Raw genomic sequence first — 13,466 nt, forward strand, 5'->3', positions numbered from 1 at the left:
CACCTCACCGGCGCGCGACACTGCGGATCTTCCCCGACCGCGCGAGGGCAGAGCGCGCGTGGCGCCGAGGCCGATCGGATGGAGAGCCGGGGTGGCGAGGGGGCCAGCGCGACAGGGCAAGCCGGGAGCGGAGAAGCTCGATAGCGGGTCTCCCATGAGGCCCGGCGCGCGACGCGCGCGGCCGTCGATCACCCTGCACCGCGCACCGCGCACCGCGCACCGTGCACCGCGCACCGCGGCCCGCGAGACACGGGCCCGCGCCTGCCGGGTGCGATCCGAGGCGACCTGGGCGAGGATGGCGCGGAGGGTCAAGGACACAACGTGCGGCTCGGGATCCGGCTTCAGCTCCTCTTCGCGCTCGGCGCGCTGCTCATGCTGGCGTTCGTGCCGCTCTTCTTCGCCGTGGCGAGCCTCACGCGGGCCACCATGGGCGGCGTGCGCGCGTCGAGCGCCCGCGCGATCGGGCGCGCGATCGCCGGGCACGTCGCCGCGGCGCGGGTGAACCGGTCCGCGCCGGAGCTGGCGCTGCTGCTCGACGCGCAGCTCGGGCCGGACGGGGCCTCGGCGATCGGCGTCTACGACGCGGCGGGCGCGCTCGTGGACCGCGCCGGGGAGCCGGAGGTGACGGCGGCGCTGCCGGCCTCGGTGGAGGCGGGCGCGGAGGTGCTGCGGTCGGCGCGCACGGCGCGCGGGGGCGCGATCCTCGTGATCGTCCCGGAGCACGCGGGCGCGCCGTCGACCACGCCGCGCGCGGGCGCGCCGCCGACCACGCCGCGCGCGGGCGCCGCGCAGGTGGGCTCCGTGGCCGTGCTGGTGCAGACCGACCCGTCGACGGTGCCCGCGGCGCCGCTCGTGCGGATCGTCGCGCTCTACACCGGGGTGATGGCGCTCGGGCTGCTGGTGTTCGCGTACATCGCGATGACGCGCCTCGTGGTGCGGCCGGTCGACGCGCTGTCGCGGGCCGCGCACCGCGTGGCCGGCGGCGCGCGCGACCTCGAGGTGCCGCAGGCCGGCGCGCGGGAGCTCGCGGAGCTCGGGGCGAGCCTCGCGCTCATGACGGGCCGCCTCCGCGCCGACGAGGAGTCGCTGCGGGCGAAGATCGCGGAGGTCGAGCGCTACGCGGCGGACCTGAAGAGCGCGCAGGAGCGGCTGGTCCGCTCGGAGCGGCTCGCGTCCGTGGGGCGGCTCTCGGCGGGGCTCGCGCACGAGATCGGCAACCCCATCGCGGCGATCCTGGGGCTCCAGGAGCTGCTGCTCGCGGGGGGCCTCACGCCGGCCGAGGAGCGCGACTTCGTCGAGCGGATGAAGCGCGAGACGGAGCGCATCCACCGGATCCTGCGCGACCTGCTCGACTTCGCGCGGCCGGCGGCGGGCGGCCCGGGGGAGGCGGGCGAGGCGGGGGAAGAGCCCTCCGGCGCGGTGGCGGACGCTGTCGACGACGTCGTCTCGCTGGTGGCGCCGCAGAGGGCGTTCCGCGGGGTCGACCTCGCGCGGGACGTCGCGCCCGACGTGCCGCCCGTGCCGCTGTCGCACGGTCGGCTCGTGCAGGTGCTGCTGAACCTCCTCCTGAACGCGGCCGACGCGGTGCCGCGCGCCGGCGGGCGCGTGGCGCTGCGCGCGTCGCGGGGCGCGGACGGGGCCGCGCGGATCGAGGTCGAGGACAACGGGCCGGGGATCGCGGAGGCGGTGCGCGACACGCTGTTCGAGCCGTTCATCACGACCAAGCAGGTCGGCGAGGGGACGGGGCTCGGCCTCGCCGTGTGCCGGGGGCTCGTCGAGGCGGCGGGCGGGTCGATCGGGGTGGAGCGAGGCGAAGGGGGCGGGGCGCGGTTCGTGGTGCTCCTGCCGGCCGTGGGGTCGCGCGAGGGCTGACGCGGCGAGGCGCCGACCGTCTCGAGCGTCGGCCTGCGTCGGCCCGCGTCAGTTCACCACGCGCCCCGACGACGGCCACGGCCGCTCGCCGCCGAGCTGGTCGAGCTCCTTCCGCAGCTCCTCGGAGGGCGCGAGCACCTGCATCCGCTCGAGCACGCTGCGCAGCCGCGCCGCGTCCGAGCGGCTCGAGTAGATCGAGCGCAGGTTGTTCAGCATGCGCACCAGGATCTGCCGCTTCTGCGCCGGCACCAGGAGCCGCGGATCCGGGTCGCGCGTGGCGCCGGTGGCGCGGGTGTGCAGCGCGCGCAGGTCGTCCCGGCCGATCAGGCGGCCCTCGAAGGGGTCGATCAGCAGCACGCCGCCGCGGACCGGCGTCCTCACCAGGAAGTGACCCGGGAACGAGACGCCCTGGGCCTCCATGCCGGCCCGCGAGCACACCTCGAGGAGCACGACCGCGAGGGTGATGGGAATGCCCGTCCGGCGCTCGAGGACCTCGTGCAGGTAGCTGTTCTTCGGGTCGTAGTAGTCGACCGTGTTGCCGTGGAAGCCGAGCTCGCCGTAGAACCAGCGCAGCAGCGCCTCGATCGGGCCGCTGCCCGGCGTCGCCTCCGGCGAGCGCCAGGGCCGATCGATCGCGCGGCGCGCCTCGCCGCCGAGCCGGTCGAGCACGCCGAGGTAATGGGGGATGTCGAGCCCCGGGTACGCGGCGTCGTCGATGAGGAGAGCCGCCTCGGCGAGGTCGAGCTCGTCCTCCGGCCTCGCGGCGATATGCGCAAAGAGCGTCAGACTCACCGGCGCAGCCATCGGACGGAGCGTAGCGCCACCTGAGAGAAATGGTCTAGGCCGCGACGTCGTCCCCGGCGCCTTCGTCGAGCCACGTGTCGACGCGGACCCCGGCCAGGTTGCGCTGGCTCATCGCCGCGAGGATGCGCGGGAGCGCCGCGACCCCCGCGGGCGCGTGGTCGTCGCGCTCGGCCGCATCGTGGAGCAGCACGATGGCCCCGTCACAGAGCCCCGGGATGACCCGGGCCGCCACCCGCTCGGGCCTCGCCCCGGGGAGCCCGTCGAACCCCCGCGCCGACCAGCCGATTACGTCGAGGTCGAGCGCGTCGACCACGCGGGCGATGCGCGGGCTCGTGTGGCCGACAGGCGGCCTGAACAGCGCAGGGCGGGCGCCGGTGATCCGCTCGATGACGTCGAGGCCCGCCCGGAGGTCGCGCTCGACGTACCGGGCCGAGCGCAACGAGAAGAGCCGGTCGTGCGCGTGGCTGTGCAGCGCGACGGCGTGGCCCCGCGCCGCGATCTCGCGCACGAGCTCGGGGTGCGCCTCGGCCTTGCGGCCGATGACGAAGAACGTCGCCTTCACGCCCGCCTCGTCGAGCAGGTCGAGGACCCGCGGCGTGTGCTCCGGGCTCGGGCCGTCGTCGAACGTCAGCGCGACCCCGCGCGCGCCGGGCGGGCCGCGCTTCACCACGTCCACGAACATGCCGAGCCCGAGGAAGAAGACCCCGCAATGCACGAGCGCGAGGTACCCGAGGCCCGCCGCGCAGGCGACGGCGAGGGGCACCGGCGCGACGAGCAGCGAGCGCGCGACGAGCGCGAGCGCGCCCGCCGAGGCCGCGTAGAGGAGCGCCCGCGCGAACGGCACGGCTACTTCTTCGCGCGCTTCTTCTCGGGCTCGATCTCGAGGTCGTCCTCGAGATCGTCGGCTGCGGCGGCGGCGGCGATGCGCTTGTTGCCCCCGGCCGCCGCCTTCGCCGCCGGCTTCGCGCCGGGCGTCGCCTCGTCCGACGGGTCGTTGTCGGCCTCGTAGAAGCCGCCGAGGAGGGCGGCGATCGCGGCGAGCGACGTCACCGCGAGGCCGCCGAACGTCCCGGCGCTCCCCGCGGCCTCGCCGAGCGACAGGTTCGCGCCCCCGAGCTCGCCGAGCGGCACCGGCACCGGCATGGTCAGCCACCGGCGCGCGGCGTACATCAGGCCGGCGCCGAGCAGCGCCCCGACGAAGGCCTTCATGCCCGCCTCGATCTTCGCGTCCTTCGCCCAGATGGGCTTGCCCGCGATGAGCCCGACCAGGACCCCGGCGAGCGCCGCGGCCAGGTAGGCGATGATCGCGAAGGGCGCCGCGTAGCCGAGCTTCGCCAGCCCGAACCCCAGCAAGCCCCCCACGATGAGCCCCTTCACAATCCCGAGGATCAGGCGACCCAGCATCAGATCCATCCTTGGCACGACGCCGGGCGCTGTTCAACATGGCGCGGCGCCATGGCGCCGCGCCGCGAGCCCAACCGCGCGGCGCCGCGCCGTGGTAGAGGGCGCCCACCGCCCGGGCGGCGCCCGCCGCCAGGGTGGCGCCATCACAGTTTCACGGTTCCACAGCTCCACAGCCCACAGCGCCCCGGCCCTGCCGCGCGCCGCGCCCCGCGCGGCAGCCTGACCCGGGCTCCGACCGGTCGTGCTCTTCAACACCCTTCGCTACGCCGAGTTCTTCGCCGCCGTCTTCGTCGGATCGTGGGCGCTCGTGCGGATCGCCGGCGTCTGGCCGCGCCTCGTGTTCCTGCTGCTCGTCAGCTACGGGTTCTACGCGGCCTGGGACTGGCGCTACCTGCCGCTCATCTTCGCCTCGTCCACGGTCGATTTCCTGCTCGCGCGCGCGATCGCCCGCGAGACGAGGCCCCGGGCGCGGCGCGCGATGCTCATCGCCACCGTCGCGCTGAACCTCGGGTTCCTGGGGTTCTTCAAGTACTGGAACTTCGCGATCGAGAACGTCGCGGCGCTCCGCGCCCTGCTCACGGGCGAGCCGGCGAGCGTGGGCCACGCGTTCCGGGTGCTCCTGCCGCCGGTCGGCATCTCGTTCTTCACGTTCGAGTCGATGAGCTACGTCATCGACGTCTACCGGGGCGAGCTGCCGCCGCACAGGAGCTACCTCCGCTACCTGCTCTTCGTCGCCTTCTTCCCGCACCTCGTCGCCGGCCCCATCGTCCGCCCGCGCGACCTCCTGCCGCAGTTCGAGCGCGCCCCGAGCCTGACCCGCGAGCAGGGCGGCGAGGCGCTGTTCCTCATCGCGATCGGCCTCGTGAAGAAGGTCGTGCTCTCCGACCAGCTCGCGCTCAACCTCGTCGACAGGGTCTTCGAGCGCCCGGAGAACTACTCGGCGCTCGAGGTCCTCGCGGGCGTCTACGGCTACGCCGCGCAGATCTACTGCGACTTCTCGGGCTACACCGACATCGCGATCGGCTCGGCGCTCCTGCTCGGGGTGCGGTTCCCGAAGAACTTCGACGCGCCGTACAAGGCGAAGAACCTCGCCGACTTCTGGCGCCGCTGGCACATCTCGCTGTCGACGTGGCTGCGCGACTACCTGTACATCCCGCTCGGCGGCAACCGCGGCTCCGAGCTTTCGACGTACCGCAACCTGATGATCACGATGCTGCTCGGCGGCCTGTGGCACGGGGCGTCGTGGAACTTCGTTTTCTGGGGCTTCCTGCATGGCCTCGGCCTCGCGGTGACGCGCGCGTTCCAGCGCGCCGTCCAGCGCCGCCGGGGCGGGCGAGCCGAGCGAGGCGAGGACCGCGAGGCCGCCGCGCGCCCGTCGTCCCCGCTCCGCTTCCCGCTCCACGCGCTCTGCGTGCTGCTGACGTTCCACTACGTCTGCCTCGCGTGGATCTTCTTCCGCGTGCCGAGCTTCTCGCAGGCCGTGCTGATCCTGCGGCAGATCGGCACGCTGACGACCTTCCACCCGAACCTCCCGCCCGTGCTCGTCGCGCTGCTCGGGGTCGCGCTCGCGTCGCACTACGTGCCGGAGCGCCTCTACGAGCGCGCCCGCGCCGGCTTCATCGCGGCGCCGGCGCCGGCGCAGGGCGCGCTGCTGTTCCTCGTCGCGGTCGGGCTCCACGAGGCGGCGAGCGCGGCCGCCGTGCCGTTCGTCTACTTCCAGTTCTGATCACGGCGCCGGGCTGAGCCGGGGCGGGCGGCGCGGGACGGCCCGGCGATCCGCGTCGCGGCGCATTTATCGGGCTTTCGAGCGGATCGGTGCACTACGCTCGTGTCGTGCGCCCGTCTCTTCTCGCCGCCCTCGCCCCCCTCGCCGCCCTCCTCGCCGGCGCGCTCTCGCCGGCGTGCAGCGTGGGCAACGTGCCGTCGAACGCGATGCCGATGGTCCGGTCGCGCGCCACCTCCGACCTCGACTGCGCCGACAAGGACGTCCGCGTCGAGGAGCAGCTCGGCGGGCAGTTCAAGGCCGTGGGCTGCGGTCGCAAGGCGTACTACCGGGCCGCGTGCGAGGGGCTCCGCTGCGTGGTGAGCGGCGAGGGCGAGGCGGCCGTGCCCTGGCGGGATCGCCCGGAGCCGGCCGACGTCGACAGGGGGCGGGACCACCAGTAGGCCGGACGCCGGGCCGACCAGCGCCGCGGCGCGGCCGGCCCGGCGGCGCGGAGAGCGCCATGGGCCGTGGATTTCAGGCCTTTTTTGGGGCACGTGCGCCCGGGATCGAGGTAGCCTGCGGCGTCTCGAGGATCCGCCGCAGGGGTTCGGTCATGGCCTTCATCACAACCGGGAGCTGCACGTGACGGAGAGGGCGATGGCCGACGCCGAAGGGTCCGCGCCGGCCGACGCCGAAGGGTCCGCGCCGGCCGACGCCGAAGGGTCCGCGCCGGCCGACCCGGAGCCGAGCGCCCCGGCGGACGGGAGCGCCGAGCCGCGGCGCCGGACGAAGAAGCGCGCGAGGCAGCGCGGCACGGCGTCGTCGCCGCCGGGCGCCGCGCCGGCGCTCCCGCGCAACCCCGAGCTCGTGCGCCTCGAGCAGGCGTTCGAGCGCGGCGACTACGCGCTCGTCAAGGCCGGCGCGATGCGGCTCCTGAGCGGGGCCGAGCCCGACGACCTCCGCGGCGTGGCTCCGGCAAAGAGACATTCGTCGCGGCCTCCCGGTGAGACCGAGGCCCAGCGCGACGACGCCGAGGATGCCGAGGGCGAGCGCGCCGAGGTCCGCCGCGCCGCGCGGGCGCTGCTGCGGCGGATCGAGCCCGATCCGCTCGCCGTCGCCCTGCTCGTCGCGGCCGTGGCGCTGCTCGCGTTCCTGTCGTTCTGGTACTGGTCCCACAGCCACGCGTCCCCCTGACGACCCCGCCCGTGACGACCCCGCCCGTGATGACCGAGGAGGCCGCGCGGTGAGCGCCGAGAGCGCACGTCCCCCGGGCCGCCCCCTCGCGCGCCGGCTCGCCGCCCTCGCGCTCGCGCTGCTCGGCTGCGGGGGCGCGTCAGGCGCCGCGAGGCCGGCGGCGTGGAACGCGGCGCCCCACGGCCAGAAGGGCGCCACCTCGGGCACGGGGGCCGAGCGCTACTTCCCGCTCGTCGACGGGCACATCTACCATTACGTGACCATGAGCGAGGGCGGCGAGCAGGGCCTCCTCGTCGCCCGCGTGCACCGCGCGGACGAGCGCCACGGCGAGCTCCGGTTCCCGTCGGGGGTGAAGCGCTTCGAGTTCACCGGCGATGGCGTCCGCCGCAGCGACACGGGCGTCTACGTGCTCAAGGAGCCGGTCGCGCCCGGCACGACGTGGACCGGCGAGCACGGGGGCCGCGCCCGCATCGCCGCCGTCGACGCCGCCGTCGAGGTGCCCGCAGGCCGGTTCACGGGGTGCGTGCAGACCGTGGAGGAGCGCCTCGGCGACAGGCCGGCGCGCTACGTGTCGACGTTCTGCCCGGACGTCGGCGTGGTGGCGCTCGAGGCGGCCAGCGGCGCGAGCTACGAGAAGGCCGAGCTCAAGAGCTATGCGCCGCCCGTCGACGTGGGCCCCGACGGCCTGCAGCGCGCGCCGGCCGAGCCGCCGCCGGGCGCCGCGAGCCCCTGAGGTGCGCCTGGCGCCGCGCTGCGGCCGGCGCTGCCGTCGCGCCGCGAGCGCGTGATGTGCGCCGCCGCCCGGCAGCGAGCGCGCGGCGTGCGCCGCCGCCCGGCAGCGAGCGCGCGGCTTGCGCCGCCGGCCGATCAGTGAACACGCGATCGCCGGGCGCGCTTTCCTTGCGAACGGCGCCGGCGCGCTTCCGTTTTCGGGGGGGCGGGAAGTAGACTCCCGGCGCTGCTCGCGGGTGCCGGCGCAGCGCTTGCAGCGGGCAAGCGGCGCGGGCACCCGGGCGGCAGGCCCCGCGATCGCCAACGACATGAACTACTGGGATTATATCCACGTCGAGGAGCTGCTCGCGCTCCAGGGCGGCTTCGACGACGACGAGCAGAAGGTCGGCAACGACGAGGCCCTCTTCATCGTCGTCCACCAGATCTACGAGCTCTGGTTCAAGCTCATCCTGCGCGAGCTGACGTCGGCGCGCGAGCTCTTCCGCCAGAACCCCGTCCCCGACCAGAAGCTCGCCTCGGCGGCGCGCTCGTTCCGGCGGGTCGTCACCATCTTCGAGCAGGCGATCGAGCACTTCCGGGTGATGGAGACGCTAACTACCCGTGATTACCTGGATTTCCGGGATCGCCTGATCCCCGCGAGCGGCTTCCAGTCGGCGCAGCTGCGCGAGATCGAGGTGGTGATGGGCCTCGACGACGCGGTCCGGATCCCGCTCGGCCGGGAGGGGAGCTACAAGGAGGCGCTCAAGACGGCGGACGGCTCGCCGTCGGCCGCGACGCGGCGGCTCGAGGCGCGGCTCGCGAGCGGGCCGAGCCTCAAGCACTACCTGTACGAGTGGCTCTCGCGGACGCCGATCGACGGCTCGAGCGACCCGGGCGCGGTCCTGCGCTTCCTGCGCAACTACATGCGCTCGATGCGCGAGGAGAACGAGCGCCGGGTCCAGATCGCGATCGACAAGGCGCTCACCCCGGCGGACGTCGAGCGGCTCCGCGCGCGCTACGAGGCGGAGAACGCGAACGCCGAGGCGTTCCTGCTCGCCGAGGACGACCCGGACGCCGACGCCGCCACCTGCGAGAAGCGCCGGGCCGTGCGCGCGGCGATCGTCTTCATCGAGAGCTACCGCGAGCTGCCCCGGCTCGCGTGGCCGCGCGAGGTGCTCGACCGCATCCTGGAGATGGAGCAGGCCATGCTCATCTGGCGGCAGCGCCACGCGCGGATGGTCGAGCGGGTGATCGGCCGGCGCACCGGCACCGGCGGGTCCGCGGGCGTCGATTACCTCGACCAGACCGCGCTGCGCTACCGCGTCTTTGGCGATCTCTGGACAGTGCGCTCCCTGCTTTTGCGACAGCCGAGCGTCCCTGCGCTCGAGCACGCACCGGACTACGGATTCCGGGTCGAGGACTCTCCGTGAAATCACTTCGCGACCATTTCTTGCGGATCGACGCCCGCTCGCTCGGGCTTTTTCGCGTCACCTTCGGGCTCGTCCTCATCGCCGACCTGTTCGGGCGGTGGCGATGGGTGCGGGACTTCTACTCGAACGAGGGCGTCCTCCCGAACCACAACCACCTCTTCAACCTCCGCGGCAAGCAGCAGGTCTTCAGCCTGTTCCACGCCGTCTCGACGGTGGGAGAGGCCCACTTCGCCTTCTCGCTCGCGCTGCTCGTCTACGCCCTGTTCCTCGTCGGCTACCGGACGCGCGTGTTCCACGTGCTCGCGCTGGTGGTGCTCGTGAGCCTGACGTCGAGGAACATCCTGCTCGAGAACGCCGGCAACTACGCGGCGATCGCGATCCTCGCGTTCACCGCCTTCCTGCCCTGCGGGGGCCGCTTCTCGGTCGACAGCCTGCGCGACTCGCTGGCGCTCCGGGACGAGAAGCGCGACACGGAGCTGAACGACAGGTCGAGGGTGTCGGAGGCCGAGATCGCCGTCGAGCGCCTGCCCGGCTGGTCGCCGACCTCGCTCGCCGCGCTGGCCGTGCTGCTCCAGCTCGCGCTCATCTACCTCTGCACGGCGCTCCAGCAGCGCGGCGAGGCGTGGCGCGACGGGACGGCGTTCTACTACGCGCTCCACGTCGATCGCTGGGCGAGCGACGCGGGCGGGTGGCTCCGCGACGCCCTGCCGCTCGGCACGCTGCGCGGGCTCACGTTCGGGACCTGGGCGATGCAGATCGCGATCCCGGTGCTCCTCTTCGTGCCCGCGCTCTTCCGCTGGACGCGGGGCATCGCCGCCGCGCTCATGGTGGTGCACGGGCTGATCCTCGGGAGCTTCTTCGACTTCGGGCTCTTCGGCTGGTCGCTCGCCGCCGCGGCGGCGCTGGTGCTGCCCGGCGAGCTCTGGGACGTGTACGAGCGCTCCTGGAACGAGCGGCGGGCGCGCACGCTCGTGTACGACGCCGACTGCGGCCTCTGTCTCACGCTGTGCCGCATGATCAAGCGGCTCGACCTGCGGGGGCACGTGGCCTTCCAGGGCAACGTGGCGCTCGACGAGCTCTACGTGCGCAACCAGACCGGGGCGACGGAGCGCGTGCCGATGCCGAAGGAGGTCACGGCGGAGCTCGTCGAGCGGACGGTGCTCGCGATCGACAGGAAGGGGCGCGTCCACAGGCAGGGCGACGCGGTGACCGAGGGCCTGCTGGCGCTGCCGTTCGGCTGGCTCGCCTTGCCGCTCAAGCTGCCCGGCATCTCGCACCTCCTGAACGTGCTCTACGAGGTGGTCGCGACGCGCAGGCACCACATCAGCATGCTCCTCGGCAAGCAGGCGTGCGGGATCCCGCTGTTCGACGAGAGCCACGCGGACGGCGACGACGAGGGCGCCGCGCCGGACCGGCCCGCGCCCGCGGTGCGGATGGCGCGCCTCGTGCTGGGGTCGCTGCGGGAGGCGGCGGTGCTCGTGGTGCTCGCCGCGATGCTCGCGCAGACGGCGAAGGAGAACCCGCTGCCCGGGGCGGGCGCCGTCCCGCAGGGGAGGGTGCTCGCGGGGGTGGCGTCGTGGCCGCGCATGCTGGCGCGGTGGGACGTGATGGCGCCCGAGCCGCCGCGGAGCAGCGGGCTGCTGGTGATCGACGGCCAGACGCGCGCGTCGCAGCCGATCGATCCGCTGACCGGGGAGGAGCCGCGGCTCCAGCCGTCGGGGCACCCGGCGGCGCGTCTGGGCCAGCTCTGGTCCGATTACATGGACCGGATCCGGCGGCCGGAGTGGGTCGACTTCCAGCGCGCCTTCCGGGACTACCTCGCGAAGGGCGGGCCCCTCTCGGCCGAAGGAGGGCGGGAGATGTCGCTCTCGGGCTTCGACGCCTACTGGGTCTCCGCGCCGACGCCCCCGCCGGGCGAGGCCGCGTCAGGCACGTTCGAGAGGGAGAAGCTCTTCTCGCACTCGCGCGGCGGCACGGGGCGGCTCGGCGACCGGCCGTTGCCCCTCTCGCCGAGCCTCGTCCGACCGATCAAACCGAACTGAGGCGCTCACATGCGAGGGGCTGACGAGGACCCGAGCGCCGCGGCCACCGGCGCGCCGGCGAGCGCGCCGGCCGGAGACGGCGCGCCGGCGAGCGTGCCGGCAGGAGACGACGCGCCGGCGGAGAGCGCGACATCCGGAGAGAGCGCGTCGGCGGAGAGCGCGACACCCGGAGAGAGCGCCCCCGAGGACAGCGCGCCGGCCGGAGACGGCGCGCCGCCCGGGGCCAGCGCTCCAGCCCCGAGGCCGCCGGCCGAGGGCCGCCTCCGGCGCGTGGGGCGCTGGATCAAGGAGCACTACTGCACCATCGACGTCCGCACCCTCGGCCTGTTCCGGCTGGTGCTCGGCTTTCTCCTGGCGAGCGACTGCGTGCGCCACTGGGCCGAGGCGAGCTGGATCTACAGCAACGACGGGGTGCTCACCAACCACTATCACCTCTTCCACCCGAGCAGCGGATACAACTTCAGCCTGTATCACGCGTTCTCGTCGATCGGAGAGGTCCACGTCGCGTTCGCGCTCTCGCTCTTCTGCTTCCTCTGCTTCTTCGTCGGATGGCACACGCGGCTGTTCTCGGTCCTGTCGTTCCTCCTCGTGGCGAGCAGGGACAACCGGATCGTGATGATCGAGAACGGCGGTTACGTCGTCGTGAACATCATCACCTGCTGGGCCATGTTCATGCCGACCGGCAGGCGCTTCTCCGTCGACGCGCTGATCCGCTCCTACCGCGAGCGGCAGGAGCGAACGGCCGCCGATCTCGCCGACCGGAGCCGCCCCGCGTGGGCCGAGCGGCCGTACGTCTCGGGGATCGTGCTCCTCGCGCTCCTGAACCTGGTGACCATCTACTATTTCAACGTCGTCAACAAATCAGGCCTGATCTGGCGTCGCGGCGAGACGGTGCACTACGTGCTGCACCTCGACCGCATGGTGACCGGGCTCGCGGTGGTCGCGCGGGAGTACATCCCTTTCTGGGCGAAGAAGGGGATGACCTGGGGTGTCCTCGTGCTCGAGGCGATGCTCGTGCCGTGGATCCTCTCGCCCTATGGCCGCCGCTACACGCGCGCGCTCGCCATGGCGGGGATGTGGGCCCTGCACGGCTCGTTCGGGGTCATGATGCGCCTCGGCCCGTTCTCGTGGTTCATGATCGGCTGGTCGTTCCTGCTCCCGACGGCGCAGCACTGGGACGCGCTCGAGCGCTGGTATCGCCGGCGCGCGGAGCCCAGGGTCGTCGTCTATGACGGGAGCTCGCCGCTCGCCTTCGCGCTGATGCGGCTCCTCGCCCGGCTCGACGGGCTCGGGCTGCTCCGGTTCGAGGAGGCGCGCGCAGAGGCCGCCGGGGAGGCGGAGGCGGCCGGGGGAGGGGAGCCCCGGCCGGAGCTCTTCGTCGTGCGCGACGCGAGCGACCCGGCCGGCGGCCGGGTGTTCCAGGGCGCCGCGGCGCTGCGCGAGATCCTGCAGGCGCTCCCCGGGGGCCGCCATGCGTGGCCGCTCGTCTGGGCGCTCTGCCTCGGCGCGCCCGGCGCGCTGCTCGGGGTCGCGTCGCGGCGGCGCGACGCGATCGCGCGGTTCTTCGGGTTCGGGCTGACGCGGCGGCCGCGCGCGAGGGCGGCCGCCGCGGCGGAGAGCCCGTCGCCGCTCTCGGAGAAGCTCGCCCGCGGCAGGGCCATCGCGCGGGAGGCGCTCGTCGCGTACCTCGGGCTCTGCGCGGTGAGCCAGGCCATCAACGAGAACAAGAGCGTGCCCGCCTTCCTCAAGCACACGCAACCGAAGGTCGTGCAGGCGACGATCGTCTATCCGCGCCTGCTCCAGGGGTGGGGGATGTTCGCGCCGAACCCGATCACCGAGGACGGGTCGATCAGCGTCGATGCGATCACCGTCGACGGGCGGCACGTCGATCCGTTCACGGGGCTCCCGCCCGATCTCGACCTCTCGGACGCGCGGGGGCTCGGGCTGGGGCAGATCCAGCAGGACTATTTCAACCGGATCCGGCTCGACCGGAACAAGCCGTTCCGCAGGCCCGGGCTCCAGGACTACCTGCTCAGGTACCCCGAGCGCACGGGGCGGCCGGACGACGAGATCGTCGCGTTCGACGTGTACTGGGTGCGAGACCAGTGCCCGAAGCCGGGGGAGAGCGCGCCGTACAAGAACGAGGCGATACCGATCCTGTCGTACCGGAAGCCGGGGTATCGGCCCCGCCCGGGGCTGCCGCCGCTGCCGCCGCTGCGGAAGGAAGAGAGCGCGGGGAACTAGAGCGGTTTTTGCTCGGATTTGATGCAGACGTCTTTAGTCTCGCGTCTTCCGTCCTCCGTT

Annotated in this window: 11 protein-coding genes; 8 read left to right on the forward strand and 3 right to left on the reverse strand. The window is 73.6% G+C overall.

What is annotated here, in order from left to right; translation table 11 throughout:
* Positions 1-321 precede the first annotated feature (321 nt).
* Positions 322-1,872 carry an ATP-binding protein gene (locus tag WME89_RS50000; RefSeq protein WP_438006566.1) on the forward strand — a complete coding sequence of 517 codons (1,551 nt, stop codon included), beginning with the start codon at positions 322-324 and terminating at the stop codon, positions 1,870-1,872.
* A 48-nt stretch (positions 1,873-1,920) separates the two neighbouring features.
* Here WME89_RS50000 and WME89_RS50005 read toward each other — a convergent pair whose 3' ends face one another.
* Genes WME89_RS50005 through WME89_RS50015 form a run of 3 tightly spaced genes read right to left on the reverse strand, consistent with a single transcriptional unit; the run spans position 1,921 to position 4,080 of the window.
* Positions 1,921-2,664, reverse strand: coding sequence for a SirB1 family protein (locus WME89_RS50005; RefSeq protein ID WP_438006567.1), 744 nt, complete (start codon positions 2,662-2,664; stop codon positions 1,921-1,923).
* 46 nt (positions 2,665-2,710) lie between these two features.
* A complete protein-coding gene (locus tag WME89_RS50010; protein WP_438006568.1) occupies positions 2,711-3,520 on the reverse strand; it encodes a polysaccharide deacetylase family protein in 810 nt (269 codons plus the stop codon).
* Between the two features lie 2 nt (positions 3,521-3,522).
* Complete coding sequence (locus WME89_RS50015) at positions 3,523-4,080, reverse strand: hypothetical protein (RefSeq protein ID WP_438006569.1); 558 nt, start codon at positions 4,078-4,080, stop codon at positions 3,523-3,525.
* A gap of 241 nt (positions 4,081-4,321) precedes the next feature.
* Here WME89_RS50015 and WME89_RS50020 point away from each other — a divergent pair, with 241 nt between their 5' ends.
* The 7 genes from WME89_RS50020 to WME89_RS50050 all read left to right on the forward strand — a co-directional run bounded on the left by WME89_RS50020 (position 4,322) and on the right by WME89_RS50050 (position 13,406).
* The gene (locus WME89_RS50020) at positions 4,322-5,806 is read left to right on the forward strand and encodes an MBOAT family O-acyltransferase (RefSeq protein ID WP_438006570.1); all 1,485 of its coding nucleotides are present in this window, start codon (positions 4,322-4,324) and stop codon (positions 5,804-5,806) included.
* 107 nt (positions 5,807-5,913) lie between these two features.
* On the forward strand, positions 5,914-6,246 hold the full coding sequence (locus tag WME89_RS50025; protein WP_438006571.1) for a hypothetical protein: 333 nt from the start codon (positions 5,914-5,916) through the stop codon (positions 6,244-6,246).
* A gap of 196 nt (positions 6,247-6,442) precedes the next feature.
* A complete protein-coding gene (locus tag WME89_RS50030; protein ID WP_438006572.1) occupies positions 6,443-6,979 on the forward strand; it encodes a hypothetical protein in 537 nt (178 codons plus the stop codon).
* Between the two features lie 49 nt (positions 6,980-7,028).
* Positions 7,029-7,712, forward strand: coding sequence for a hypothetical protein (locus tag WME89_RS50035; protein WP_438006573.1), 684 nt, complete (start codon positions 7,029-7,031; stop codon positions 7,710-7,712).
* A 307-nt stretch (positions 7,713-8,019) separates the two neighbouring features.
* Complete coding sequence (locus tag WME89_RS50040; protein ID WP_438012071.1) at positions 8,020-9,120, forward strand: tryptophan 2,3-dioxygenase family protein; 1,101 nt, start codon at positions 8,020-8,022, stop codon at positions 9,118-9,120.
* Positions 9,117-11,162: a DCC1-like thiol-disulfide oxidoreductase family protein gene (locus WME89_RS50045; protein WP_438006574.1), complete on the forward strand. Its 2,046-nt coding sequence runs from the start codon at positions 9,117-9,119 to the stop codon at positions 11,160-11,162. Before WME89_RS50040 ends, WME89_RS50045 begins: the two co-directional genes overlap by 4 nt.
* A gap of 9 nt (positions 11,163-11,171) precedes the next feature.
* Positions 11,172-13,406 (forward strand): hypothetical protein, encoded by a 2,235-nt coding sequence (locus WME89_RS50050; protein WP_438006575.1) that lies wholly within the window; start codon positions 11,172-11,174, stop codon positions 13,404-13,406.
* Positions 13,407-13,466 lie beyond the last annotated feature (60 nt).

This window comes from Sorangium sp. So ce321, assembly GCF_051530195.1.
Lineage (GTDB): Bacteria > Myxococcota_A > Polyangia > Polyangiales > Polyangiaceae > Sorangium.

What these genes read in the sequence shown, in the direction of transcription:
- WME89_RS50015 (WP_438006569.1), bottom strand. Translation starts at nt 4,080, where the DNA reads ATGCTGGGTCGCCTGATCCTCGGGATTGTGAAGGGGCTCATCGTGGGG.
- WME89_RS50030 (WP_438006572.1), top strand. Translation starts at nt 6,443, where the DNA reads ATGGCCGACGCCGAAGGGTCCGCGCCGGCCGACGCCGAAGGGTCCGCG.
- WME89_RS50040 (WP_438012071.1), top strand. Translation starts at nt 8,020, where the DNA reads ATGAACTACTGGGATTATATCCACGTCGAGGAGCTGCTCGCGCTCCAG.
- WME89_RS50050 (WP_438006575.1), top strand. Translation starts at nt 11,172, where the DNA reads ATGCGAGGGGCTGACGAGGACCCGAGCGCCGCGGCCACCGGCGCGCCG.